Annotated in this window: 21 protein-coding genes; 9 read left to right on the plus strand and 12 right to left on the minus strand. The window is 37.1% G+C overall.

Annotated elements, in window-relative coordinates:
• Positions 1 to 158: 158 nt before the first annotated feature.
• Positions 159 to 2,984: an excinuclease ABC subunit UvrA gene (gene uvrA, locus AC27G3_RS16980; RefSeq protein WP_487123632.1), complete on the minus strand. Its 2,826-nt coding sequence runs from the start codon at positions 2,982 to 2,984 to the stop codon at positions 159 to 161.
• Positions 2,985 to 3,246: 262 nt separating this feature from the next.
• Here uvrA and AC27G3_RS16985 point away from each other — a divergent pair, with 262 nt between their 5' ends.
• A complete protein-coding gene (locus AC27G3_RS16985; RefSeq protein WP_487123634.1) occupies positions 3,247 to 4,614 on the plus strand; it encodes an MFS transporter in 1,368 nt (455 codons plus the stop codon).
• 55 nt (positions 4,615 to 4,669) lie between these two features.
• On the opposite strand, the gene AC27G3_RS16990 is transcribed toward AC27G3_RS16985, so the two are convergent.
• Positions 4,670 to 5,164 carry a hypothetical protein gene (locus AC27G3_RS16990; RefSeq protein ID WP_487123635.1) on the minus strand — a complete coding sequence of 165 codons (495 nt, stop codon included), beginning with the start codon at positions 5,162 to 5,164 and terminating at the stop codon, positions 4,670 to 4,672.
• Between the two features lie 175 nt (positions 5,165 to 5,339).
• On the opposite strand from AC27G3_RS16990, the gene AC27G3_RS16995 reads away from it, so the two are divergent.
• Together AC27G3_RS16995 and pssA are read left to right on the plus strand one after the other, a co-directional pair.
• On the plus strand, positions 5,340 to 7,370 hold the full coding sequence (locus AC27G3_RS16995) for an oxidoreductase (protein WP_487123636.1): 2,031 nt from the start codon (positions 5,340 to 5,342) through the stop codon (positions 7,368 to 7,370).
• 241 nt (positions 7,371 to 7,611) lie between these two features.
• Positions 7,612 to 8,943 carry a CDP-diacylglycerol--serine O-phosphatidyltransferase gene (pssA, locus tag AC27G3_RS17000; protein WP_487123637.1) on the plus strand — a complete coding sequence of 444 codons (1,332 nt, stop codon included), beginning with the start codon at positions 7,612 to 7,614 and terminating at the stop codon, positions 8,941 to 8,943.
• A gap of 34 nt (positions 8,944 to 8,977) precedes the next feature.
• Here the strand turns inward: pssA and AC27G3_RS17005 are convergent, their stop codons facing one another.
• Entirely contained in the window at positions 8,978 to 10,525 is a 1,548-nt protein-coding gene (locus tag AC27G3_RS17005) for a BamA/TamA family outer membrane protein (protein WP_487123639.1), read from the minus strand.
• A gap of 237 nt (positions 10,526 to 10,762) precedes the next feature.
• Between AC27G3_RS17005 and AC27G3_RS17010 the strand changes: the two genes are divergently transcribed.
• The gene (locus tag AC27G3_RS17010) at positions 10,763 to 11,152 is read left to right on the plus strand and encodes an acyl-CoA thioesterase (protein ID WP_487123641.1); all 390 of its coding nucleotides are present in this window, start codon (positions 10,763 to 10,765) and stop codon (positions 11,150 to 11,152) included.
• A 138-nt stretch (positions 11,153 to 11,290) separates the two neighbouring features.
• Positions 11,291 to 11,953 carry a single-stranded DNA-binding protein gene (ssb, locus tag AC27G3_RS17015; RefSeq protein ID WP_487123643.1) on the plus strand — a complete coding sequence of 221 codons (663 nt, stop codon included), beginning with the start codon at positions 11,291 to 11,293 and terminating at the stop codon, positions 11,951 to 11,953.
• A 358-nt stretch (positions 11,954 to 12,311) separates the two neighbouring features.
• Here the strand turns inward: ssb and AC27G3_RS17020 are convergent, their stop codons facing one another.
• The 3 genes from AC27G3_RS17020 to AC27G3_RS17030 form a co-directional block, all read right to left on the minus strand.
• Complete coding sequence (locus AC27G3_RS17020) at positions 12,312 to 12,578, minus strand: DUF2970 domain-containing protein (RefSeq protein WP_487123645.1); 267 nt, start codon at positions 12,576 to 12,578, stop codon at positions 12,312 to 12,314.
• A complete protein-coding gene (locus tag AC27G3_RS17025) occupies positions 12,579 to 12,872 on the minus strand; it encodes a hypothetical protein (protein ID WP_487123646.1) in 294 nt (97 codons plus the stop codon). It lies immediately after the preceding gene.
• A 120-nt stretch (positions 12,873 to 12,992) separates the two neighbouring features.
• On the minus strand, positions 12,993 to 13,643 hold the full coding sequence (locus AC27G3_RS17030; RefSeq protein ID WP_487123648.1) for a TorF family putative porin: 651 nt from the start codon (positions 13,641 to 13,643) through the stop codon (positions 12,993 to 12,995).
• Between the two features lie 316 nt (positions 13,644 to 13,959).
• On the opposite strand from AC27G3_RS17030, the gene rpe reads away from it, so the two are divergent.
• Positions 13,960 to 14,634: a ribulose-phosphate 3-epimerase gene (rpe, locus tag AC27G3_RS17035; RefSeq protein ID WP_487123649.1), complete on the plus strand. Its 675-nt coding sequence runs from the start codon at positions 13,960 to 13,962 to the stop codon at positions 14,632 to 14,634.
• Positions 14,635 to 14,697: 63 nt separating this feature from the next.
• Positions 14,698 to 15,702 carry a tryptophan--tRNA ligase gene (gene trpS / locus AC27G3_RS17040; protein ID WP_487123651.1) on the plus strand — a complete coding sequence of 335 codons (1,005 nt, stop codon included), beginning with the start codon at positions 14,698 to 14,700 and terminating at the stop codon, positions 15,700 to 15,702.
• Between the two features lie 224 nt (positions 15,703 to 15,926).
• On the opposite strand, the gene AC27G3_RS17045 is transcribed toward trpS, so the two are convergent.
• Together AC27G3_RS17045 and AC27G3_RS17050 are read right to left on the minus strand one after the other, a co-directional pair.
• Positions 15,927 to 16,895, minus strand: coding sequence for an FHA domain-containing protein (locus tag AC27G3_RS17045; RefSeq protein ID WP_487123652.1), 969 nt, complete (start codon positions 16,893 to 16,895; stop codon positions 15,927 to 15,929).
• A complete protein-coding gene (locus tag AC27G3_RS17050; RefSeq protein WP_487123654.1) occupies positions 16,886 to 18,151 on the minus strand; it encodes a S1 family peptidase in 1,266 nt (421 codons plus the stop codon). The genes AC27G3_RS17045 and AC27G3_RS17050 overlap by 10 nt, the downstream gene beginning before the upstream one ends.
• A 336-nt stretch (positions 18,152 to 18,487) precedes the next feature.
• On the opposite strand from AC27G3_RS17050, the gene AC27G3_RS17055 reads away from it, so the two are divergent.
• Both AC27G3_RS17055 and AC27G3_RS17060 read left to right on the plus strand, forming a co-directional pair.
• Positions 18,488 to 20,665 carry a TonB-dependent receptor gene (locus tag AC27G3_RS17055; RefSeq protein WP_487123656.1) on the plus strand — a complete coding sequence of 726 codons (2,178 nt, stop codon included), beginning with the start codon at positions 18,488 to 18,490 and terminating at the stop codon, positions 20,663 to 20,665.
• 163 nt (positions 20,666 to 20,828) lie between these two features.
• Positions 20,829 to 21,221: an MmcQ/YjbR family DNA-binding protein gene (locus AC27G3_RS17060; RefSeq protein ID WP_487123657.1), complete on the plus strand. Its 393-nt coding sequence runs from the start codon at positions 20,829 to 20,831 to the stop codon at positions 21,219 to 21,221.
• A gap of 68 nt (positions 21,222 to 21,289) precedes the next feature.
• Here AC27G3_RS17060 and AC27G3_RS17065 read toward each other — a convergent pair whose 3' ends face one another.
• From AC27G3_RS17065 to AC27G3_RS17080, 4 genes are all read right to left on the minus strand, one after another.
• Positions 21,290 to 21,805, minus strand: a complete 516-nt coding sequence (locus AC27G3_RS17065; RefSeq protein WP_487123659.1) for a hypothetical protein — start codon at positions 21,803 to 21,805, stop codon at positions 21,290 to 21,292.
• 168 nt (positions 21,806 to 21,973) lie between these two features.
• Positions 21,974 to 23,320 (minus strand): M24 family metallopeptidase, encoded by a 1,347-nt coding sequence (locus tag AC27G3_RS17070; RefSeq protein WP_487123661.1) that lies wholly within the window; start codon positions 23,318 to 23,320, stop codon positions 21,974 to 21,976.
• Between the two features lie 169 nt (positions 23,321 to 23,489).
• Positions 23,490 to 25,067: an RCC1 domain-containing protein gene (locus tag AC27G3_RS17075; RefSeq protein WP_487123663.1), complete on the minus strand. Its 1,578-nt coding sequence runs from the start codon at positions 25,065 to 25,067 to the stop codon at positions 23,490 to 23,492.
• A 142-nt stretch (positions 25,068 to 25,209) separates the two neighbouring features.
• On the minus strand, positions 25,210 to 25,761 hold the full coding sequence (locus AC27G3_RS17080; RefSeq protein ID WP_487123665.1) for a hypothetical protein: 552 nt from the start codon (positions 25,759 to 25,761) through the stop codon (positions 25,210 to 25,212).
• Positions 25,762 to 26,056 lie beyond the last annotated feature (295 nt).

A 26,056-nucleotide genomic window follows, 5' to 3' on the forward strand; every position in this document is an offset into this window, starting at 1 on the left:
CACACCTTATCGATATTTTTTAGTTTATGCTGTTCTAGCTCTTAGCCTATCAAGCCTGAGTAACAATAATACTATGGAATAAAAATATATTTTTATCAAAGATAGTCATCGTTGTTTACTCATTGGCTCTGAGTACTAAATGTTATTATATAGGTAAATTAAGTCAGTAGAGATTTTAAGAAACGAGCCGTATGAGAAGTTTCATGTTGCATAACTTCTTCAGGCGTGCCCGTCACTAAAATTTCACCACCACCAGAACCGCCTTCAGGACCTAAATCAACGACCCAATCTGCTGTTTTTACCACATCTAAGTTATGTTCGATTACCACAATAGTATTTCCATGATCGCGTAAACGGTGGATAACCTCCAACAGTTGTTTAATATCATGAAAATGTAGACCGGTTGTTGGTTCATCTAGAATGTATAAGGTTTTTCCGGTATCGCGTTTTGACAATTCTTTGGCAAGTTTAACTCGCTGAGCTTCACCACCAGAAAGCGTGGTCGCCGATTGTCCTAACTTAATATAGCTTAAGCCAACGTCCATCAAGGTTTGCAATTTTCGCTTAATCGCAGGTATGGGTTGGAAAAACTCTAATGCGTCTTCAATCGTCATATCAAGCACTTCATGAATGCTTTTGCCTTTGTATTTTACTTCCAGGGTTTCACGATTATATCGTTTGGTTTTACACACATCACAAGGGACATAAACATCGGGAAGAAAGTGCATTTCCACTTTAATTAAACCATCGCCTTGACAGGCTTCACAGCGGCCACCTTTTACATTAAAACTAAAACGGCCAGGTTTGTAACCGCGTGATCGAGATTCTTGTGTTGCGGCGAAAATATCACGAATAGCGGTAAAAATTCCGGTATAAGTCGCTGGATTTGATCTCGGCGTTCTACCAATTGGGCTTTGATCAATATCTATAACTTTATCTAATAGCTCTAAGCCTGTGATACTTTTATAAGGAGCTGGTTCTTGAGTGGTTGCGCCATTAAGTTCAGTATGTGCTAGCTTGTATAAAGTATCGTTAATCAGCGTTGATTTACCTGAGCCTGATACGCCTGTAATACAAGTCATTAAACCATTAGGGATAACCAAATCAACATTTTTAAGGTTATTGCCTGAAGCGCCTTTTAATTCAACCACATTAGTTTTGTCAAAAGGTACACGTTTGTTAGGGATTTCTATTTTTTCTCGGCCTGAAAGATATTTTCCGGTAAGTGAGTGTTCACATTTTAAAATGTCATCTACTGTACCTTCTGCGATAACTTCACCGCCATGAACCCCAGCACCTGGACCAATATCGATGACATGGTCTGCTTCTCGAATCGCATCTTCATCGTGTTCAACCACAATAACGGTATTACCTAAATCCCTTAAATGGATTAAGGTATTTAACAATCTTTCATTGTCACGTTGATGTAAGCCAATTGACGGTTCATCTAATACATACATAACGCCCACTAAGCCGGCACCAATTTGGCTAGCCAATCGAATACGCTGAGCTTCACCACCTGATAATGTATTAGCGCCACGCGAGAGATTTAAGTAATTTAACCCCACGTTAACTAAAAAGCCGAGTCGGTCTTTAATTTCTTTCAGAATTTTTTCTGCTACTTCGCCTTTTTGACCCGTTAAATTTAGGTTGTCAAAAAATGCTAAAGCGTCAGCAATGGCATATTCTGCCACTTCGGGTAATGGCGTATTGTCAATAAATACATTGCGTGCTTCAAGGCGTAAGCGGCTGCCATTACAATCAGGGCAGTGCTGAGAGTTAAGGTACTTAGATAGCTCGTCTCTTACCGCGTTAGACTCTGTTTCTTTAAAGCGCCTGTCCATGTTATTAATGATCCCTTCAAAAGGGTGGCGACGTAATACAACGTCACCGCGATCATTCATATACTTAAACTCTATTTCTTCTTTGCCACTACCATAAAGTACTAACTTTTGTGCTTCTTTGGATAATTTATTAAACGGCTTGTCGAGAGCGAAATTGAAATGGTCTCCAAGCGATTGCAGCATTTGAAAGTAATAAAAATTACGTTTATCCCAACCGCGAACGGCGCCGCCCGATAAACTAAGCTCTTCATTGGCAATAATGCGCGAGGGATCAAAAAATTGTTGAATACCTAATCCATCACATGTTTTACAAGCACCTGCAGGGTTGTTGAATGAGAATAATCTTGGCTCAAGCTCTTGCATGCTATAACCACAGTGTGGGCATGCAAAGTTCGCAGAAAAAAGTAGCTCTTCACGATCAGGATCGTCCATAAAGGCAATAGTTGCGGTACCTGAGGTGAGTGCAAGTGTGGTTTCAAATGACTCAGACAGCCTCAATTGAATGTCGTCTCGTACTTTTAAACGATCGACAACGACTTCTATGGTGTGTTTCTTTTGTAGTTCAAGTGCTGGTGGATCTGAAAGATCGCATACTTCTCCGTCTATACGTGCTCGAATATAACCTTGTGCGGCTAAGTTATCGAGTAGCTTGACATGCTCTCCTTTTCTATCTTGCAAAATCGGTGCAAGCAACATCACTTTAGTGCCTTCTTCTAAAGACAATACTTTATCTACCATTTGTGAAACGGTTTGAGCAGCTAGTGGTTGATTATGGGTTGGGCATCTCGGCTCGCCTACTCGGGCGTATAACAATCGTAAATAATCGTATATTTCAGTAATGGTGCCAACCGTTGATCGTGGATTGTGAGACGTTGATTTTTGCTCTATGGAAATGGCTGGCGATAATCCTTCGATGTGATCGACATCAGGTTTTTCCATTAATGATAAAAACTGACGAGCGTAGGCAGAAAGTGATTCAACATAACGACGCTGACCCTCGGCATACAATGTGTCGAAAGCTAATGATGATTTTCCGGAACCAGATAATCCCGTAATAACAATTAATTTGTCGCGGGGAATATCTAAATTAATATTTTTAAGGTTGTGGGTACGAGCCCCTCTCACTTCTATTTGTTTCATTAGCTCTTATCTTTTATCAGCACCATAAAGCAGGACCGCACATTATCGCACAAAAACTGATGATATTTCACCCTAATTCATTATTTCGGCACAAAGATTTCCCTTGTTAATTACTTTGATTAGGATTAGTGAAATACAATTAAGCATTGTGCTAAGATAAGCCGTTTTTTTATCTTATTTACTTGAATTGTTTTAATTAGCGTTGATGTATTAATTGGGCAATTCATTATTTTCAGTATACAGAATTTTGGTAAACAGTTTTATGAGCACCACAGGTTTAAATAACATAGAAAAAAGAGCGGCTTTTTCTTTAGCAACTGTTTTTGGTTTACGTATGCTGGGTCTTTTTATGATCCTACCTGTTTTTGCTATTTATGGTGTTCAGCTCAGTGGTTATAGCCCAATCTGGTTAGGCTTGGCTATTGGAGCCTACGGTTTAACACAAGCAATGTTACAAATTCCTATGGGTATACTCTCAGATAAATACGGCCGTAAGCCTATTATTTTAATGGGCTTAGTGGTGTTTTGCATTGGTAGTATTGTCGCGGCAATGTCAGACACTATTTATGGCGTGGTTATTGGTCGCTTTATTCAAGGTATGGGAGCTATTGCGAGCGCAGTGTTAGCCCTTGCTGCTGACTTAAGCAGAGAAGAGCAACGGCCTAAAGTTATGGCTACCATTGGTATGTTTATTGGATTATCTTTTACGCTTGCTATGATTTTAGGGCCTATAGTGGCTGAAGTATTTGGCTTAAGTGGACTGTTTTGGTTTACCGCGGTGTTAACTGTGTTTGCTATGATTATGATTCAATTTATGGTGCCTAACTCAGTCAACAAAGCGCCCCGCGGTGATAATGTTGCATTACCAGCGCAACTCAGTAACTTGATCCGCCAACCTCAATTGGCTCGTCTAAATATTGGGGTATTTACCTTACACATGGCCTTAACGGCATGTTTTGTTACCTTGCCTAAACAATTTGTTGAAAATGGCTTACCGCTTGATCAACACTGGCAGCTGTACTTACCTATATTGCTCGGTTCATTTTTTATTATGGTGCCGTTTATGATTATCGCGATTAAAAAGCAATGTGAAAAGCAGATGTTCACGTTTATTGTGTCGATGCTGACTTTGTCTTTGCTGATGATGTGGTACTTACCGAGTAGTTTTTGGTTATTGATTTTATCAGTTGGTTTGTTTTTTATTGCGTTTAACTATTTAGAGGCGACCATGCCATCTATTCTTTCTCGATTAGCACCCGCAGGTGTTAAAGGAAGTGTTATGGGTGTTTATTCTAGTAGCCAATTTTTAGGGGCATTTACCGGTGGAGTATTAGGTGGAGTGCTTGCGAGTAATTTTGGTGAAAAAAGTATATTTCTCATTATGGCGTTATTAAGTGTATTGTGGTTAATCGCAGCAGCAACGATGAAGCCACTAACAAAATCTAAAAGTTATAGTTTTTCAACGAATATCGCAACAGAGCAACAAGCGAACGATATTGCCGAGCAATTAATTAATATGCCTGGTGTTTTAGAGGCAACATTAATGCACTCAGAAGCAGTAGCTTATATGAAAGTTGACGAACAGTTAGTTGACTTACCCGCTGTGCGAAGTTTATTAAATCCTACGTAAAGGCTAAACAAATTGATGTACGGTTAATCGCTTTGAATAGATTGCCAATATTGCGCTATTTAATGGCAATAATATAGTCGGTTAGCTTATTGTTACCAATCAGCACTTCAATATCGTCATCGAGTTGTTTGTGAAGTAAGGCAACACCCATGGGTGATTGAGGAGTAATTACTGTATATTGACGTTTATTAGCGGTGTATTTAAACCCACCTGCCGCCGGAGCAACAAAAAACCAATGTTGTCTATCTTCATCTTTTTCTAATTGAACTAACGAGCCGAGTTTTACGGGCGAATTAGCCATTGTATCTGTGTTTTCAAGTTGCAATGCAAACTGTTCAATTTTGCTTATTGCAATTTTACATTCCTCAATTCGTCTTGACTGCCCTTCAGCTAAATAAGCCGATTCTATTGCAAGAGTATCGTATTGTGTTTCAGCCACAGATTGATCATCGATTGCTGCTAAATGTGCATTCGTCGCTGCTAATTCACTACTGGCTAACTTTTGCTGCAAATGATCCAGTATCTGTTTGATTAATTTTGTTTTTATCATCGCTAAAATTCTATCATTTAAATGAAGTAAGCTCTAATTTGGTTTATTCAATCTTGTCACTGTCAAAATTAACTTGTATTTTAATTAAAAGAGACGTATTTTAATTGTCTGGTTAGACCTCCTGTTAAAATTCAGGAGCTATATTTTAACTCACAGATCCAATGTTGGTACTTTTATGCAAAACACGTCAGCTTATCCGCACTTACTAGCGCCTCTAGATTTAGGCTTTACTACTTTAGCAAACCGCACGTTAATGGGGTCAATGCATACCGGGCTTGAAGAAGAGAAAAATGGCTTTGAAAAACTCGCGGCATTTTATGAAGCAAGAGCAAAAGGCGGTGTTGGCTTAATTGTTACCGGAGGGATTAGTCCGAATGCAAGAGGGCGCTTAGCTCCTTTTGGTTGTGAGCTAAGTAAGTTTTGGCATGTTAATAAACATAAAGTTATTACAGAGGCTGTGCACAAATACGATACTAAAATATGTGTGCAACTTTTACATGCTGGTCGCTATTCGTATCACCCATTTAGCTTTGCGCCTAGTAAAGTTAAATCGCCGATTAACCCTTTTACACCTTCAGCTATGTCGGTTAGGCAAATTAAAGGCACGATTAAAGATTTTGCTCATTCATCAAAATTGGCGGCAAAAGCGGGTTACGACGGTGTTGAAATTATGGGCTCAGAAGGCTATTTAATTAATCAATTTAGCTGCGTAAAGGTGAATAAACGTACCGACGAGTGGGGCGGACCGATAGAAAACAGAATGCGTTTAGCGGTTGAAATTGTTAAAGCAGTAAGAAAGAAAGTCGGTGAGAAATTTATTATTATATTTCGTTTATCGATGTTGGATCTGGTTGAAGGCGGCAATAGTTGGCAAGACGTAGTTACTATGGGTAAAGCAATAGAAGCTGCTGGCGCGACCATTATTAATACCGGTATTGGTTGGCATGAAGCACGTGTGCCCACTATTTCCACTGCAGTCCCTAGAGCAGCTTTTACTTGGGTGACTGAAAAAATGAAATCAGAGTTATCTATTCCGTTAGTAACTACCAACCGAATTAATGCTCCTGAAGTTGCAGAAGATGTATTGGCAAAAGGACATGCGGACATGGTGTCGATGGCACGACCATTTTTAGCCGATGAAAATTTCGTAAATAAAGCCGCAGAAAATAAAAGCGATGAAATTAATACTTGTATTGGTTGTAACCAAGCTTGTTTAGATCATGTGTTTAAACAAAAGCGTGCATCATGTTTAGTTAACCCTGCTGCCTGTTATGAAACGGAATTAACCTTTGAAAAAAACCAAAAAAGTAAATCTATTGCTGTGGTTGGTGCTGGACCTGCAGGCTTAGCCTTTAGTGTTTACGCAGCAGAGCGTGGTCATAGAGTAGAAATATTTGATCGTATGAGTGAAATTGGTGGGCAATTTAACTTTGCCAAACAAGTGCCTGGTAAAGAAGAGTTTTATGAAACTCTGCGTTATTTTAACAAGCAACTTTCTTTATTAAACATTCCAGTACACTTAAATAGCGATCAAAGTGCAGAGCAGCTTGCTGCAAAAGGCTACGATGACGTTGTTTTAGCAACAGGAATTAAACCCAGAGATTTAGCAATTAAGGGAATTAACAATCCTATTGTTAAAACTTACTTGCAAGTGCTAAGAGACAAAGAAGAGATCGGTAAAAAAGTGGCTATTATTGGCGCTGGCGGTATTGGCTTTGATGTTGCGACTTATTTGTCGGAAGAGAAAAGTTTAACCACTGATCTTGATGCTTGGCTTAAGTCGTGGGGAGTTGATAAAAGTTATCAACATGATGCCGCGCTATCACGAGAAAAAAACAGCCATCATGCTATTCGTGATATTTCGCTGCTGCAACGGAAAACCACTAAAGTTGGTGCAGGCTTAGGTAAAACCACAGGCTGGATTCATCGTGCTACTTTAGCAAAGAGCGGCGTTAAAATGGTTAAAGGCGTGAGTTATAAAGCAGTGACCGATGACGGTTTATTGATTGAAGTTGATGGTGAAGAACAAATGCTTAATGTTGATAATGTTATTATTTGTGCAGGGCAAGAGCCCAACCGTGACTTGTATCAAAGTTTAATTGATGCGGATGTTAATACGCATTTAATTGGGGGTGCTGATGTGGCTTCTGAACTTGATGCAAAACGAGCGATACGTCAAGCCGCTGAACTCGCTTCACGCATTTAAATCATTTGTTTTTAAAGCGGTATTTTAAATAAAAGAGAAAGTTAAGATGAACATTTTTAACTTTCTCTTTTTAGTTATTAAAGTGTCGCTATAAAGCTCATCTTTAACGCTATATTTCAAAGGAAAAACGATAATTAATACTTTCAAAAATGGTGGATCATTGCTATGTACCAAATCAGTTAAAAACGCGTTATACTCCGCGTTATTAATTGATAATAGATAAGTTATTTTGGCATCTGCAGTGAAAAGTACCGTCGTTAATATCAACGATATTCAAGTGTTTAACTCCCCTGAACAATACAAACAACAGTTATTGTTACTTATTGCCGCTGCGCGTACTCGTATTTATATTACTGCGTTGTATTTACAAGGCGACGATGCTGGTAAAGAAGTCCTTCATGCCCTTTATCAAGCGAAACAGAATAACCCAAGTTTAGAGGTTAAGATTTTTGTCGATTTTCACCGTGCTCAACGAGGATTAATTGGTGAGAAAAATAGTTTAGGCAATCGAGCTGTTTATCTTGAACTAGAAGAGCAATACGAACAAAGTATTGATATTTATGGGGTGGCGGTAAAGTCAAAAGAAGTGTTTGGTGTGTTACACCTTAAAGGCATGGTATTTGACGATAAAGTGTTCTACACAGGTGCGAGTATTAATGATATTTATTGTAATCAACACGGTAGATACCGCCTAGATCGCTATTACCAAATAAATTCTGAAACGTTAGCTGAATGTTTTTGTCGTTACTTAACCGTTAACTTTATCGATTCACAATTAGCGCCTAGGTTAAATGGTGGACCAATACCTGATAAAACCGAACAAAAACATCTTATTCAACAGATTAAAGGGCTAGTTAAAAAAGCGAATTATACATTAACTTGGCTTAAGTCTGCCCAGCAAAACGTTTTAGCCAGTGAAGACAATATTAGTATTACACCTTTGGTCGGTTGTGGTCCACGCAATAACAAGCTAAATAAAGCGATTCGTAAGGTAGTACAAAAATCTGAAAACGAATTATTAATACTCACACCTTATTTTAACTTGCCCAAACCTTTGGCTAGAGATGTAAATAGTGCATTGAGGCGCGGAGTTAAAGTCACGTTAATAATTGGTGATAAAACCGCAAACGATTTCTATATTTCCCCTGAGAAACCATTTACGACTATCGGTATTGTGCCGTATTTATACGAAGTATTGCTCGCTCGTTACGTTAAAAAACAACAACGAAACATTGATAAGGGACTGTTAAAAATTAGGTTGTGGAAAGATGGTGATAATAGCTTTCATTTAAAAGGCTTAGTTGCAGATAGTCGTTATCATTTTATTACTGGAAGTAATTTAAACCCTAGAGCGTGGGCATTAGATCTTGAGAACGGTTTGTTATTAGATGATCCTAAACAGCAATTAATGCCCGCTTTTGAAGAAGAATGGCAAGGGTTAATTAAAAATACTCAGTTGATTAATCATTACCGTGATATCGATTCGATTAACTCTTACCCTGAAAAACCACGCCAATTACTTAAAAAATTACGTGTAGTGCAAATAGATCGTTTATTGAAGCGTTTTTTATAAATAAATAGCGTTTAATGAAACGTTATTTATTATTTTAAAATGATTTTTTTGCTTGTACCCTAATCTCGACACTATCTATATCTGGATTATCTGATTGCGGAAAAGCCAAATCTAAATGGATAATGTTGTTACTGCCACCAGAGTGTGGTGAATAAAATCGTAAACCGAGACCTGCTGAGTACAACCAGTTGTCTTCAGCATTCTCAACAATCGCATCACCAAACGCTCGTCCAGCATCAACAAAAGCAGCACCTGCTACATCGAAGAGTTTAAACAAGTTTATTCGTGGATAATATCTAAGTTCAGAGCTTAATTTTATACTATTCTCACCGTGTTGGTATTGCAAAGGAAAGCCTCTAATACCTGTATTTCCTCCCATAGTAATCGGTCTATCCATATATTGATTTTTGCTGAATACATTAACGTTATTTAGATAAAAACCTAAAGAGCCTGTTAATCGGTGAAAGTATTCGGTATTTATATAACCAACTACGCGATTGTTTCCTTGTTGATAAATATCTCCTCGCATTGATAAGTTCATTAATAATAAGTCGTCTTTACTTAAAGCAAAGCCTTTTTGAATATTCGCATGCCAAAATGCCCAAGCGCTGTTAGGATTATTACCATCGCCAAGGCCTAAAGAAGAATTAATTTGCCAGCCATGGTTAAAGTCTTCGATTTGAGTGATTAAATGAATATTAATTAATTTTTTAAAGTCTTTTTCAATATAATTGATACCAACCCAAGGGTATAAAAAATCACGATCTTTAGGTAATTGCTTGGTTGGAATATCACTGGGTGTATTGTTAGCTGTCGTGAATAAGTGCTGATCTTGAGTGACACCTATTTCAAACCTTAAAGCATGTCGATTAGTATTATGTTGTAACCAGCCGTAACTGATATTTTTAACACTAATATCGTGTTCAAACATGCTTTGGTCTTCGCCATTTTGGAAAATGGTATCTACTCTAAGTTCTTCATTAAAGCCAACGTTATAAGCGTAAGTTGTGTGAAAACTAGCAAACGACTTATTTAAAAATACCGACGATTGCTTACCGTCATCGTTGTCTGCAAACTTTATCGTTAAGTCGGTATTCATGTTCTGAAATAACGGAATGGTACTAATAACTTTATAACCCGAGCGCTGCACATTGGTATAAGACTCCACTTCGGCATCAATACCTAAACCAAATAAATTTCTTTCTTTAATACCAAAACTATAAGTGTTTTCACCGCCTTTTCTGCCAAAACTAATGGTCGGCATTAACGACCAATTGTCCCAAGTGGTTACATTAATAGCTTTATTAGTTTTATCTTCAGTAACGCGTGCGTCTCTGATAAATTTTTTAGTACGCAAATGTCGTTCAAGCTCCGCTAAATCTTCGGGAGTTTTATGGCATAAAGACAAGAAAAATGCTGCATCGTTTTTTAAGGTGACTTCTTTTGTTGTAATGTGTAGCCAATTAGCCCAACGATGAAAAGCAAAAATGCCTTCCTCGCTTTCATCAAAAATAGGTTGTGGGTTAAAAATAATATCGGTATTGGCATCAGGACAGTCATATTTTTCTTGAGAGTAAGCCAAAACCACATAACTATTAAGTATGAGGAAAACAATGATGAACCTAAAGGTGAACGAATATAACGTGATAATAAATTGAGCCCTTAAATATCGAGTAACTTGTTACTACTAACTATAGTGTTAAGTTTTGAATATTGTTATATATTTTATTGTCTTAATTATTTATTCATTAAACAATTCACAAGGAAAAATGTATACTTAACAAGCTTTAAATTCCTTTAAATAGTAGCGACAATTATTATGTTTAACGAAGTCATAACCCCTAGATTTAGCGATACCGATGCTTTAGGCCATATTAACAATACTGTAGTGCCAATTTGGTTTGAAGGTGCTCGTGATCCGGTTTTTAAATTATTTACACCAGAATTAACGACGAATAATTGGCAATTAATTTTAGCTAAAGTAACTGTTGAGTATCACGCACAATTTTATTACGGCGCAGCTATCGAATTAAAAACTTGGATTAGCCGAATTGGCGGTTCATCTTTTGATGTTTACCAAGAACTTTGGCAAAACGGCAATAAATGTGCATCAGGCACAGCGGTCTTAGTTCATTTTTGTTTTCAACAACAGGCTTCAAAAAAAATCCCTGACGATATTAAAATCGCGATGCAACAACACCTTAAATAATTCTTGAAAAATAACTGTTTTTTTCATTTAAAAAAAAGACAAAAATAAAGATTATTTAGCGAGATTAATATAGAATCGAACTATTAAAATTAAGGCGAAGACGGTAACTACTTTACCGCAAACGAATAGGAATCTTTCATGGCAGGTGTTAACAAAGTAATCATTTTAGGTAATTTAGGTAAAGATCCTGAGGTTCGTTTTATGCCAAGCGGTGGTGCAGTTGCAAACCTTACCGTAGCAACTTCTGATAGTTGGAAAGACAAGCAAACAGGCGAGCAGAAAGAAAAAACAGAATGGCACCGTGTTGCTATTTTTGGAAAATTAGCTGAAATAGCAGGCGAGTACCTTAAAAAAGGCTCAAAAGTATATTTAGAAGGTTCACTTCAAACACGTAAATGGCAAAACCAGCAAGGCCAAGATCAATACACGACTGAAGTGGTTGTTCAAGGATTTAACGGCGTTATGCAAATGCTTGATGGCAAGCCGTCAGGACAGTCTGCCGGTTTCCAAGGCCAACAAGCTCAAGGTGGCTACTCTCCTCAACAAGCACCACAACAGCCTGCATATAACAAAGCACCTCAACAGCAACAACAAGGTGGTTATTCTGGTCAGCAACAAGCACCACAACAGCATGGCGGCTACTCTCCTCAACAAGGGCAACAGCCTAGCCAACAACAGCAAGGTGGTTATCAGCAACCTAACCAACAGCAGCAAGGCGGTGGTTATCAACAACCTAACCAACAAGCTAAGGTAAATCCTCAAGAGCCATCAATTGATTTTGATGATGATATTCCATTTTAGGCTCCGGGTTGTCTTTTTTGTAAAGACAGTTTAACCATATTTGTATATAGCCTCGTATTTACGGGGCTTTTTTATGTTTGTAATAATAAAGTGGAATGAAAATGTTCATCGTTCAATTTAATCGAATGATATCGTTAATATTGTTGAATTTACCTAAAAATACTATTGGGGCAGACTATGAGTTATACCAATACTTAGTCAGATAAAGAAGGAAAGCAAGATGAACATTATTATTAACGTGATAAAATCAATTTTTAAGGTTTCAACAGTTAAGGATTCAGGCTTCAAAAAATCAGAGCTTAATTGTAATTATACAAACAATTATTATGGTGACCAATATTGCCAAAACAGCAGTAAATTAAGGTAGAACCAGAGAAACTACCGCAATTAAAACACCAATAAACAGCACCACGCCTAATACACCAACAATAATAAAGTGACTGAGTTTACCTTGGCTAAAGTCATGTTCTCTATTTTTATTACTTTGTACTCCAAAAAAAGCCGCAGCGACACTTTTTACTGTGTTCGAAATAGGGTTGTGGGTTGTATGGTTATCTTCTTTGTCTTTTATTGTCGTATTATCGTTGTTATGTGACGAGTCATTAACGCGGCTATTTTCAGGCATTTAATTGCTCCAATAATATATCTTCGCTTGAATTAATTCGGTGATATCTAGAAAGTGGAAGTAAACAGATTGACTGTCACCTGATAACCATGACCAAATGTTTTGGTTGGGAGAATATATTTTACTACAAGGGTGCCCCACATGATTCATGGGGAGATTAGACGCTATAGCCATACACGATTGACTTAGTTGGGCTAAATGCTGTTGCTTTTCATTATTGATAGCACTCAAACCTGTCATTAATACAAAGGTTAAGGTGAGCGCATTAAAGGTTGTCATTATCCGTTTTGACATTATCTTTCCTGATAAAAAATAGCGAATTGGTTGAAGTATAACCAATTCGCTATTTAACCTCAACTCAGGAATTGAGGACTACATTTCCTACAATAACGCGTTAAGCGTTAGTTAGTTAGTTTAAAAGGTTTTTGCAATACTAAAAACAAGTGACTCATCGCCTTCACCTGTTTCTAGGTCAAGTTCATCAGAGTTAGCGATCACAGCAACACCGACATCAAAGCCACCAATGTCCGTACCGTAACCAAGTTCTATATAGTCACCGTCGAAATCTTTGCCCCACATGCCGTAAGTGGCATAAAAACCTTCGTATTCAAAAGTAGCCGAAAGGAAGTCATAATCTGATTCATCAATCCCTATTGAAGAGTCTTCTGAGTGTTGACCAATGTTATAAGCAACAGAAAAATAGCTATAAGATGCGCCTAAGTTAATTTCGTTATAAGCTGAATCAAAATCACCTGTGTATTGATACGTGGTAAAACCGGCACTTAAGCCAAAACCTTCAATATCAAGGCTATAGCTACCGTATAAATCTATTTCTAAACCATCTTGTACATCGGCTGTCCATGCACCAACAGAAAAACCACCCGTTTCATAGTCTACGCCAGCGCTTGCTGAGGCTGTACTGGTTTGTGCGATACCACGGAAGAAGTATTGTGAAACAACACCAACGTTTGTGCTCAGGCCTTCAATGGCTGACGCCGATGTTGAAATAGTTGCAGTTGATAATAAAAGTGAGGCTAGTGCGGTGCTCAATATTGATTTTTTCATGTTTATCTCTCTAAATTGATTATTATAATTTAAGGCTAGTTATGAAATTGCAAAGATGGTGCCTAACTCATTGTTAATAATTTTTAATGTTTTTTTAGTTTATTTATCATGGGGATAGTGGGATTTATAGTGTGCTAAGACATTTTTTAATTATCGCTGGTTGCATTGTTTTGGTGCATCTGCTTATTAAGTGAACAAGAAAAGTGCATTAATTTTATTGTTAAATGAAAGAACAAGCTGTGCTAATGGTTTATAATGCCGCGCAGATTTTTATAAAAGCTTCTTGTTAAAGATAACTATTTATTAGGTTGGGTTTATGTCTTCATTTTTAATTGCTCCTTCAATCCTGTCAGCAGACTTTGCTCGGTTAGGCGATGATGTTGCAAATGTTTTATCAGCAGGTGCTGATGTTATTCATTTTGATGTGATGGATAATCATTTTGTACCTAATTTAACCTTTGGACCTATGGTATGTCAGTCATTAAGAGACTATGGCATAACTGCTCCGATTGATGTGCATTTAATGGTGCAACCTGTTGACGATCTTATTCCTGGGTTTGCGAAAGCAGGTGCTAACATCATCACTTTTCATCCAGAAGCGAGTACCCATTTAGATCGTAGTCTACAGCTGATTAAAGATCACGGCTGTAAAGCCGGTTTAGTATTAAACCCTGCAACCCCATTACACTATTTAGACTTTGTTATGGATAAGCTCGATGTTATTTTATTGATGTCAGTTAATCCGGGGTTTGGCGGACAATCTTTTATTCCTTCTACACTCGATAAACTTCGTTTAGTACGCAAAAAAATAGATGACAGTGGTTTTGATATTCGACTACAAGTTGATGGCGGCGTAAAAGTTGATAACATTGCCGAAATAGCTGCTGCAGGTGCTGATATGTTTGTTGCAGGTTCGGCAATTTTTTCACAACCCGATTATAAAAAAGTGATTGAGCAAATGCGTGCTGAGTTAGCGAGTATTGCAAGTTAAAATAAAACAATATTGAACAGTTTGATATTGTTCGAACAAGCATTAAAAAGTTAAAGGATAATCATGAGTAAACCAATAGTACTAAGTGGCTGTCAGCCATCAGGCGAGTTAACCATAGGTAATTATTTAGGCGCGATCAAGCAATGGACGAACATGCAAGATGATCACGAATGTTATTATATGCTGGTTAATCAACATGCGATAACGGTTCGACCAAACCCAAAAGATTTAAGAAAAGCGACTCTTGATGGTTTAGCTTTGTATTTGGCGTGTGGTGTGGATCCTGAAAAAAGCACCATTTTTATTCAATCTCATGTCCCTGAGCATAGCCAATTGAGCTGGGTGTTAAACTGCTATACCCAAATGGGTGAGCTAAATCGTATGACACAATACAAAGATAAGTCGCAAAAATCTGAAGCGAATATGAATTCAGGTTTGTTTACTTATCCGGTATTGATGGCGGCGGATATTTTATTATATCGCGCAGATACCGTTCCTGTAGGGGAAGATCAAAAGCAGCATTTAGAGCTAGCTCGCGATATTGCTACGCGCTTCAACAATTTACATGGTGAAGTATTTACTGTGCCAGATCCTTACATTCCAGAGCATGGTGCTCGTGTAATGAGTCTGTTAGAGCCGACGAAAAAAATGTCTAAATCAGACGTTAACCCAGGTAACTTTATCGGTTTATTAGAAGATCCGAAAAAAATAGCTAAGAAAATTAAGCGTGCTGTTACAGACTCAGATGAACAAGCGAATATTTACTACAACCTAACTGAAAAACCTGGAGTCTCAAACTTGTTGTCACTATTATCATGTGCAACTGGGCAAACGGTTGATCAATTAGTGCCACAGTATGAAGATAAAATGTATGGCCACTTAAAAGGCGATGTTGCACAAGCCGTAGTTGAATTATTAGAGCCGATTCAAACAAAGTATCATCAATACCGAGCCGATCAAGCCTTCTTAGAAGAAGTAATGCGCAAAGGAGCTGAGAAAGCGTCAGCACGAGCGAGTAAAGTCTTAAGCAGTGTTTATGATGCAGTAGGATTAATACCACGCCCATAATCGAGTAGAGTTTTGGCAAGCGCGCCTAAACTTATACCAATTTCATTATTGAGGTGATCTACTTTAAAGGCAGTTGTTTGTTGTTTTAACCAGTAGAAATGGTTACATCATTAGTGAGATCAGTATTAAATACAAAAAAAGCTGACTTGTTGAAAAACGAGTCAGCTTTTTTATTGGCTTAATAACGCTAAATCATATACCTAGTTTAGAGGTATAAATAAGGGTTAATCACCTTTTTTCTTAGCGGCATCCTTTTGCGCTTTAGCGAATAGTTTTTCACTGTCGTTGAGAAAACTTTCAACTGAACTGCTAGGTAATAACATAAAGCCGGGCGTCATTATGGTGGCATTGTAATGGGGACGCGCGCTAAATTCAGGTTTGTTAGTCAACTGAATTAACTGGTTACCACCAAAAAATATCAATGTGATACCGGCGGCAACTATGACTCTTCGGCGCGATTCCATATGAAAGCCAATGTAACCATTAAGCCAGAATAAACAAAATGCTAATGCCATTGGCACCAAAGTAAATGCGGTACTAATAGGCCAATTACTTGAAAAGTTAAAGTTGATAATACTGTCAGCAATGTCACTTAGCCACATCAAGTTAAACAAGGCAAAACTAATTCCTAACTGGGTTGTTACTCTTGCTTCATGTTTTGTTAAGTGTGAAATTAACGCAACTCCCATTGGCCAAATTGCAAACAATAAGGTAACGCCTATGGCGGGAGCTAGTAATTGACTAAAAGTTACTTCAATAGGTTTATTTAAATAAAATGTATAACCTGTAACCAAAGCAAATAAACAAAGGCTAAACGCTAACATTAAAGGATGACGCATTATATTTATAATGTTTTCATAAGGGCTAAACTGCGTCGTTTGTGCTACTGGGTGATCAGGAAACATCACTCTTACTAAGCTTTTACCAATACTAAATACATCACCAGAATTAACAATATGGTTGTTAAGCGAGGTTTTACCGTCTTCAAGGTAGCTACCATTAATGGTATTTTTATCTTCGACTAACCAATGTTCACCATTAAAGGTTAATTCTAAGTGACTTGGGCAAATATGCGGATCTGACAAAATAAGATCGTTTTGATAGTTTCTCCCAATAAGTACAGTGTCTTGATTGAGTTTTTGTTGGCGAATTAATTTATGACCTCTACTAATTTCTTCGATAATTATTTCCATGAGATCGACTCCATAAATTTATCGGTAAACGCTAAGGCTGAAGATTTTTCAATACCTGCAATAGTAAAGTGGCTCACTAGTGCCTGTTTGTTTTTATCAATAGAAGCACTTAAAAATAGTACATCAAATAGTTGTGGGAATTTTTTATAACCGCGTGTGCAAAAAATACTTTTTGTACTAATAGTTCGATTGCTCGGCGTAACAATATCGTGATGGCATTGATACTGTGAAACATCTTCTTTACCTGCTTTGTTACCTGGGCCAGCGCGTTGTATTTGCTGCTCGTACAAATGATAAAATTTATTAACACTCATTTCTTTTGCTTGTAAGTATCGAAATTCCATTTCAATACTGCCCGTAAAGAAGTTGGAGGAGATAAAAGTGTTTTCATCTAATGAACAATTAGCAACCGCAGCAAAAAATAACGCATCGGCTTTGTCAGCATTCGAATCGCCCCAACAGCGAACAAAAGGGACGTCGATGATTGGAATAATAGCATTTTCTAAGGTCTTATTTTTCCATGGGCTATTGAGTAATGTAGTAATGAGTTTTTCTTGATTATGAGAAAGTTGTTCGCTCATTTGTAGTTCAATACTGGCAGGCTTTTCCATTTTAAACGCATTAAAAAGTGCGACTAGTTTATCGTGCGGCACTAGAAAACCAATTTGGTTACCAGATGTAGCAACATTTACCCCGACAACTTCACTGTCATCATTAACGACGGGTCCGCCGCTCATTCCGGAGTTAACTGAGCCAGTAAAATGAATACGGTCATTAAATGATTCTTTTTTTAAGCCATTGTATGTGCCCGGAACAACAATCATCCCTAAGTCATGCGGATTACCAAGTGAAAATAACTCTTGGCCCTTTATTGGCGTTTGTTGCGCCAATTTGAAAAATGGCATGTCTGCAGTCGCTTTACGTTTAACTAACGCTAAATCGTTAATTACATCGACACTTTGCAGTAATAATTCATCTTTGTTGCCTAAATGATCAAGGTATTCAATGCGATATTTACTGGGATGTTGAGCAAAACCTGAAATAACATGATAGTTGGTAGCAATAATGCCATCGTTACTAATTTGAAAGCCTGAGCCAATAGACGATTTTTCACCACTGGCTAAGTCGATCAATCGAATTTGATAAAGAGAAGGGGCAAGTTGTTTAAATATTTCTTCAGCTTGCTCAACTGCAAAGCTGATATTGCTGCCTATACTACTGATTATAAGTAATAGTAAGGTAATAAAACCTTTCATTGAAAATCCTTGTTGTTTCTATGCATCACTATAGTGCCATTTTTTGGCTAATTGTCATCTATTATCCACAAGATATTGAAGACCTACTGAATATTTTTGTCACAAGTTAATTAGTTCATTAATTTTGAGCAAGTTAAGCGTAAAAATTAAGATATGCTAATGAAAAAAACAGTTAACATTATTTACCCATCATCGTATTTTTTCAGCTTAATTGATGTGTATCAAATAAGGGGTTTTTTGCCTGCGACAATATGTCGCACATCATTAATTTCCCTTTGTTTTTTATTACACATACTTACAAGATAGTGACAATTTTAATCAACAAGTGAAGTTATCATGTTGTCTCCTGTCAAGTTCCCTCAAAACGCTATCGCCTTTGCTGTAAAAATGATCTTAATATCAGCAAGTACATTTTCATTATCTGTTTCCGCTAATGAAGCACCTAAAAATCAAGAAACAATTAAAGATATTGAAGTTATTACCATTACTAATCAACGTCATAATGATGTGACAGATAATCAAAGCTTTGCACAAGGTAAAACCAGTGCCCCAGATTTAGCGAATTGGCTTTCGTCTGTACCGGGGGCAAATATTAATAGTAACGGTCCTATCACTGGTATAGCTCAATATCGTGGTTTGTTTGGTGATCGCGTTGCAGCAACTTTAGATGGTCATCCTATTATTGGAGCAGGGCCTAATGCTATGGATACGCCGTTGAGTTATTCCACACCGCTTATAGTTGAGTCGATGACTGTTTATCGTGGTATTGCACCTGTGGCAGCTGGCATGAATACTTTAGGTGGGGCTATAGATGTGAAAATGCGAAAAGCAGAAACATTTAATAGCGACTCTTGGCAAACTACGGGTGATTTACAAGCGGGCTATCGTAGTAACAATAGTGCGAAAACGTTATCTGCGGTTGCTAATGTTACTACTGGCGATGTAGCTGTTATGTTTTATGGGAATCAACAAGCTGGCGATAGTATGACAAGCGGTGCAGGGACTTTAATTTCACCGACTGATTTTGATAAAAGCCAATTTGGTACAGACATTCGTTATGCAACAGATGCTAATGATGTCGGATTGAGTTATCACTATACAAAAACGGATGATTCAGGAACGCCAGCTCTTCCTATGGATATAGAGTACATTGAGAGTCATCGTATTAATCTTGATGGAAATTTTACTCTTGGACAGTGGCAAGGGCAGTGGTTAGTCGGTAACTTGGATGCGGATCATGGTATGACGAACTTTTTAATGCGCACTAATAATGATCCAACAAAATTTAGAAGAAACAATGCGCTAGCAGACACTACTGATGTTAAATTTATGATTGAACGAAATTTTAGTTTTGGTGAGTTAAGCATAGGTACAGACGGTTATTTTTCTACTCATGATTCGGTGATCACTAACCCTAATAATGCGATGTTTGAAGTGGTTAATTTTAATAATGTTATTGATGATCGCTACGGTGTATTTGTTGAGTGGAAAAATCAATTTGACCAAACTTTAGTGCAACTGGGCGTACGTGCCAAGCGCGCAGAAGCAAATGCTGACGAAGTGGCAACATCGATGGCAATGATGCAAATGGCGCCTAATATGCCAATGGATCCAGCTATGCATAATATGAGTATGATGGCAGGTAACTTAATGGATAAGTTTAATAATGCTGACAGAAAAGTTGCCGATAATAATATTGATGTCGCTTTGAGCACACAAACACAATTGTCAGGTGCAACCTCTTTATATATTGGAGTAGGTATTAAAAACCGCGCACCGTCTTATCAAGAGCGCTATTTATGGATGCCTATGGAGGCAACTGGCGGTTTAGCTGATGGCCATACTTATATTGGTGACATAAACCTTAAATCGGAAACGGCCTATCAAACGGATATTGGGATAACTTATCAAACAGGTAAAATGATGTTTGCGCCGCATGTATTTTATCAAAACATTGAAGATTATATTCAAGGTACACCATTAACCATGGAAGATATGAATGCCTCTATGATGGCAAACATGATGGCTGGCGATACTAATCCGTTAAAGTTTACTAATGTTGACGCTAAACTATATGGCTTGGATGTTAACTGGTATGTTAATTTAGGTGATAGTTTTCAAGTATCAGGCATTGCCAGTTATGTTAAAGGAGAGCGTAAAGATATTGATGATAATTTATATCGTATAGCGCCGCTTAATGGGCAGTTTACCCTTAGTTACTTTAACGCTTATTTAATTACTAACTTAACAGCGGTAGTGGTATCGGCTCAAGATGATGTTTCTTTAACCAATGGTGAACAAACAACGGCTGGGTATGGTTTAGTTAACCTAGATGTTGAATACTTTGTTAATTCAGATTTTACTCTGCGTGCGGGTGTGGACAATGTATTAGACAGAGAATATCAAAACCATTTAGGTGGATATAATCGAGTAAAAAACGTAGAGACTCCTGTAATGACTCGCCTGCCTAGCGAAGGCTTAAGTGCATGGGCAGAAGTGACTTATAGTTTTTAATTATTATTAAATTAGGGATAGTCAAACAAAGAAGAAACCTTAACGACCCGTATGAATTGTTAAGGTTTTTTATTTTTTACGATGAAAGCGTCATAAAAAGCTGGCGAAAATTAGACTAACCCTATAGTTTTGACTAAGGCTTTCTTTATAACGCGATACCTAAATGGATCATAACCAAGTTCAAGAATATTTAATGTTAAAACCTGAAACGAGCCTTTATTACCCTTTTGGTGATGAAGTTAAAGTTTTTCGGGTTAAAAATAAAATGTTTGCTACTTTAGCGTTTGGTAAAGGTAGTGAAAAAGGTACAGAAGGAAAAATGGCAGGGCAATTTTGTATTAATTTAAAATGTGATCCTGATGAAGCCTTAATATTGCGAGATATTTTTCCATCAGTCATACCAGGCTATCATATGAATAAAGCACAATGGAACACGGTCATTTTAGACAACTCAATTCCACAAGGTGAAATTGAGCGGATGATCGATAATTCGTATATGTTGGTAGTCAGTAAAATGACCAAGAAAGATCAAGAACCTATTTTGATGCATTTATAATAGAGTAATTTCGAACACTTTTGACTAAAGAGCAAACTGTGCAGGTGAATGAGTTTTACCCTTTAACTTCACAAGTAGCTTCTTAATTTATTCAAAGCAGCAACTGAAAATCCATCATCGTAAAAATATATAATAACACCGTCTTTATTGAGCAGTATCGCACGTGCATTGTTGGGGTTTTCATTGCCAGTGAACGCTTGAATGCTTTCGCCATCTTTATAAACGGTAATAACGCCTTTCCAAAGCTCTTTTGGAATTCCTTTTCGCATACCATTATCAATTACGGTGCTGAACATGCGTGGAAATAATCCTTGAATAGTTGGTACCTCATAAACATCAACTTTGGTCTCTGTCATGTCTAAACCTATTAGCCATCTGTCGATGTCAAATTGTGAATTTTGCTTATAACCCACTAAGAGTAGCGTGAAGTCACTTGTAAAGTCGCCAGGTATATTGACCATTTTCTTTTCAAGATTTTGACCATTAACCGTAGGAAATGTTTTTCCCACTAAAGAGTTATTAGCATAATGTGTGCTACAACCAGTAGCTAAAAGAAGGATTAAGCAGCTAAAGAAAAAACGCATATAGATTTACTCGTTGTTGTGGACTATTTTATTTAGGTTATACGTTTGTTTTTTCGATATTGTTCACAATTTTACAAAATTATTTAGGTCTTAGTTACAAGCAGCGAAACAGTAGGTCTAGTAGCTATATACCTAAACCTATCAGGCCTACTCATTTTTTATCGTAATTTACTTATTATTGGCTTTAATTAAGTGCAATTGGGTTTGTCGACCATCAATAAATCTAACCCCTTCATCATCAAAAAAAGCTTCTTCTTCTAACATTATCCTTATTTCTTTCCCCCATGATTGAAGAAATACCGCATTATTTAATTCTATTGAATATGCGGTATTAAAATGTAGAGGATAGTCTCCACTCCCCTCTACGCCCTGTTGAGAATCCCACATACCTAAAGTTGTGCCCGCAGCATGACCATGGTAGCCAATAGGGTGAGTATAGATGGTTGGTTTAAGTCCTTGTTCAATAGCCTGTTTTCTTGATAACTTTAAAACCTCATTACCTGTTCTTCCCGCTTTAAAGTTGCTGATAAAAATATCCTGTAATTGATTTCCTGAATTAAAGGCTGAAATAAGTTCTGTGGGGGCAAATTTTTCATTTTGCTTTAGGACATAAGCGTGTTGTTGGGTATCGGTATTTAAACGTAGGTAGGTAATACCAAAGTCAACATGCAATAAATCACCTTGTTGAATAATGTTATCTTCATAGCCATTAGTAAAGCTATCTTCATGATCAAACTTCTGACTATTTTTACGTTGAATATTTACGGTAGGATGAAACCAAGCGTTTAGTTTCAATTCTTTAACACGTTCCCTAAACCACCACACAAGATCATTCGTTGACGTTTTACCTACTTCAATGATTTCGTTGGAGAAGCCTTGAGCGATAATTTCATGGGCGATTGCAACAATTTCTTCATACATTTTTACTTCTTCAGGTATGCGTTGTTCCAACCAAGAAACTCCTAATGCTTGTGCAGAAACAACTTTTTTTCTGTAGCTGATAGGTAATGTTGATAATAGTTTTTCTTTTTCACTGGCAACTAAACCATCGGCATGCGCCCAGTATTCAGATTGGTTAATACCGATTTTATTAGGGTTCTTATCTTTGATTAATGTAAGTAAGGCCTGCCATTGGTCTGGTTGCTTATTTTTATCCCAAGCTTTTTCAAAAATACTGCCAACCTTGTAAGGAGCAATAGCATAAGCACTGACGGTATTATTTTCTTCTAAAGAAAAAACGAAGATAGTTGTTCTTCTTGCTGATAACCAATTTGCAGGTAAAAAGGTCTTTAGTATGGGATCTTCATTATACTCTCGACTGATAAGTATCCACATATCAATACTTGTTTCTGTCATTAAACGAGGCAGTAATTGTTGAACTCGCTGTTGAGTTATTCTATCTATAAATTCAGCGCGTTCTTGCATTGATAGAATATTATGCACAGCCTTTGTGTCTTTCGCTTGAACTGTTTGAATTGTTGCTATTAATAGGAAAAAACTAAACAAAAAACGCATTAGAGTGCCTTAACTAATAAGTATTATTGTACATACTAACAATTTAAGGCAATAGATAAACCTATTTAAGATAACATTAGTTTGCTAGGAGATAACTATCCTGCTGTTTGAGTTTTTTTGGCCGTTTATACCAAGAAAATTACCTGTTAACTATTTATCTTCAACTGAATTAAGGTAAATTAGTGTCGATTACAGTAATTTCGATGGCTGGCTGAAGGCTTTCTGCCACTGCTCGGCTATCACCTCCATACTCACTGTGTCCCCAAGTAATGACAGTCCCATTTTTCTTTAATGCAGCAAATGCATTATTGGTTGAATAAACATCAACTATATTGTGAGATTCAATAGTGCTGCTATCACCGCCGGAATTTGACTCTCCCCAAGTAGTAATTGAATCGTCTGTTTTGAGCGCAGCAAAAGCACTTATTGTTGAATATATTTTGACTGTATTAGTTAGGTTTACAGCAGAACTGTCGCCGCCACGAATGCTTTCTCCCCAAGTTAATACATTGCCATCTTGACTTAACGCAGCAAAAGAAAATGCGTTGGCGTAAATAGTATCTATATTATATAAGTTAACATTACTACTATCGCCACCGTTATTTTGATCCCCCCATGTTACTACCGAGCCATCTTGTTTTAGCGCTGCAAAGGCGCTGCTGGTGGAAAAAACTTCGGCTGTATTATTTAAAGGGGCATTACCAGCATTGCCGCCATTATTAGCATCTCCCCAAGTTTCTATTGAGCGATCTGTTTTGATAAAGGCAAAAGCAAAAGGGTTAGAGAATACTTCACTAACATTGTCAATCATTGGCGGCTCGGTGCCTGAGATAATACCATCTCCCCAAATGATTACTGAACCATTGCTTTTATGTGCGGCAAAGGCGGAATTTGTCGCGTAAACTTCTTGAATATCATCAAGTGTTACTTGGCTACTATCTCCACCACGTTGACTGTTGCCCCAAGTTACGACTGAACCATTATGTTGTAATGCGGCAAAAGCTGAAGTAGTAGCATAAATACGAGAGACATTTTTTAAGATTACAGAACTACTATTACCGCCATAATCAGCACTACCCCAAGTGATTACAGTGCCGTCTTCCTTAAGGGCAGCAAATGCATAATTAGTTGCATAAATTTCTTTAACGTTCTTTAACAAAGGAGTATCGCTTATAGACGCTGGTGCTAACCCCCAACTAACAACTGAACCATCATGTTTTAAAGCAGCAAATCCACCATCATTAGAATAAATAGTTTTAACATCAGTTAATGCTATATTTGAACTACTTCCCCCTGAAGCACTTTCGCCCCAAGTAACAACAGAACCATTACTCTTAAGTGCTGCAAAAGCTCTTACGTTAGAATAAATATTAGTAACATGACTTTGAGTTAAACCAACTATTGTTTGAAAGGCTTTATCAATTAAATTGGCACTGTTATTGGAAGAAACATCAATACGAATTTTTTTATTTAAATCATCAGCAGTTAAAATATAATGATCTGTAGCTGAAATATTTTGACCACTAATAGACCAGCTATATTTATTCATCGAAGCTAGACATTGAGAGCAGTCTACTGCGGCTTTTAATGTTTCTCCTTCAGCCCATTTCCCTGTAATGTTTATTGCATTAATGACTGCTGGTTTAGGAGTGTTTTTAGCATCATCATCAGTTTTTTCACCACCACCACAGCCTAATGTAGCAATAAAACTAAACAGAACTGCAAGGTAACCTCGATTAACGGCCATGGTAAATTCCTTTTATTTTTTAGGGTTTAGCGAAAGTGTATATTAAAAACTAGCGTAAAAATATGGCTTAGTTGGTTGAGTGTTAAACAATTAGTAATAATTAGAGTTTAAGCATTTTAAATTTAACCATTTGATTAATGTTTTAGTTTTTAAATGCTATTACTCTTACTTTGGTCCAAACAAATTGTACTGAAAAATATACAATAGCAGATGCTAAAGCGATTATTGTCGCAAATATTGTTGGTAATACAGCACCAAAGCCAAAACTCATACTTAGAATAAATCCTAAGACAAACTCTTCTCTATATACCTTAAAAAAAATAGCAAACAACAAAATTCCTGGAAACATAATTGATGATATATGCGCATAGCCGTTAAAAAATGTGAGCGAAAGCATTACGCCATACATAAAGGCAAGTAAAAAACCAATATAACTATGCTTTAAACATAATGAGGTTTGGGCTGGAGATGTTTGTAATAGTCGTTTTTGAATGCGTCCTAACATTATCCATGATAATACGGGGAGTAACACGCTACCCCACCAATTGGATATTGCTGGTAGATCCGAACGATTTAATAAGTGGTGGCTTGGTACGCCTTCATGTAAATATTGCCAAATCAATATTGACCAAGTTATCAAAGAAACTAGGCCGATAAAATACCATTTAGTCGTTAAAAGTTGTTTTTCGTTCATGTAATATCTTACGTAAAGTGTGGTTTTGTATAGTTAAGCAAATTATATTCCAATAACAATTGGTTAATATTTACAATGACTTGGATGTGGGTAGAAAAAATTAAGCTTTGAATGAACAGTAAAGTTACTAAAAAGTGAGTAGATTGACTCAATATTGTTAATAGGCGCGATTATTCAAAGCGAGAAAAGATCTATACCAAAATGAACACTAGGACTTATATAGTTAACTTATTGCTATTTTTTCTGTTAGATTAATTAAAGTTAACTTTTTATTTGGCTAAATCATCATTAAGGA

The organism is Colwellia sp. SU-HH01217 (assembly GCF_057543495.1).

Excerpts from the sequence above, each read along its gene's own strand:
- AC27G3_RS17045 (WP_487123652.1), bottom strand. The coding sequence starts at position 16,895 with ATGGAAATAATTATCGAAGAAATTAGTAGAGGTCATAAATTAATTCGC.
- AC27G3_RS17075 (WP_487123663.1), bottom strand. The coding sequence starts at position 25,067 with ATGGCCGTTAATCGAGGTTACCTTGCAGTTCTGTTTAGTTTTATTGCT.
- AC27G3_RS17060 (WP_487123657.1), top strand. The coding sequence starts at position 20,829 with ATGGATCATAACCAAGTTCAAGAATATTTAATGTTAAAACCTGAAACG.
- rpe (WP_487123649.1), top strand. The coding sequence starts at position 13,960 with ATGTCTTCATTTTTAATTGCTCCTTCAATCCTGTCAGCAGACTTTGCT.
- AC27G3_RS17055 (WP_487123656.1), top strand. The coding sequence starts at position 18,488 with ATGTTGTCTCCTGTCAAGTTCCCTCAAAACGCTATCGCCTTTGCTGTA.
- ssb (WP_487123643.1), top strand. The coding sequence starts at position 11,291 with ATGGCAGGTGTTAACAAAGTAATCATTTTAGGTAATTTAGGTAAAGAT.
- trpS (WP_487123651.1), top strand. The coding sequence starts at position 14,698 with ATGAGTAAACCAATAGTACTAAGTGGCTGTCAGCCATCAGGCGAGTTA.
- AC27G3_RS17070 (WP_487123661.1), bottom strand. The coding sequence starts at position 23,320 with ATGCGTTTTTTGTTTAGTTTTTTCCTATTAATAGCAACAATTCAAACA.
- AC27G3_RS17065 (WP_487123659.1), bottom strand. The coding sequence starts at position 21,805 with ATGCGTTTTTTCTTTAGCTGCTTAATCCTTCTTTTAGCTACTGGTTGT.
- AC27G3_RS17010 (WP_487123641.1), top strand. The coding sequence starts at position 10,763 with ATGTTTAACGAAGTCATAACCCCTAGATTTAGCGATACCGATGCTTTA.
- AC27G3_RS17050 (WP_487123654.1), bottom strand. The coding sequence starts at position 18,151 with ATGAAAGGTTTTATTACCTTACTATTACTTATAATCAGTAGTATAGGC.
- AC27G3_RS17080 (WP_487123665.1), bottom strand. The coding sequence starts at position 25,761 with ATGAACGAAAAACAACTTTTAACGACTAAATGGTATTTTATCGGCCTA.
- uvrA (WP_487123632.1), bottom strand. The coding sequence starts at position 2,984 with ATGAAACAAATAGAAGTGAGAGGGGCTCGTACCCACAACCTTAAAAAT.
- AC27G3_RS16990 (WP_487123635.1), bottom strand. The coding sequence starts at position 5,164 with ATGATAAAAACAAAATTAATCAAACAGATACTGGATCATTTGCAGCAA.
- AC27G3_RS16985 (WP_487123634.1), top strand. The coding sequence starts at position 3,247 with ATGAGCACCACAGGTTTAAATAACATAGAAAAAAGAGCGGCTTTTTCT.
- AC27G3_RS17030 (WP_487123648.1), bottom strand. The coding sequence starts at position 13,643 with ATGAAAAAATCAATATTGAGCACCGCACTAGCCTCACTTTTATTATCA.
- AC27G3_RS16995 (WP_487123636.1), top strand. The coding sequence starts at position 5,340 with ATGCAAAACACGTCAGCTTATCCGCACTTACTAGCGCCTCTAGATTTA.
- AC27G3_RS17025 (WP_487123646.1), bottom strand. The coding sequence starts at position 12,872 with ATGTCAAAACGGATAATGACAACCTTTAATGCGCTCACCTTAACCTTT.
- AC27G3_RS17020 (WP_487123645.1), bottom strand. The coding sequence starts at position 12,578 with ATGCCTGAAAATAGCCGCGTTAATGACTCGTCACATAACAACGATAAT.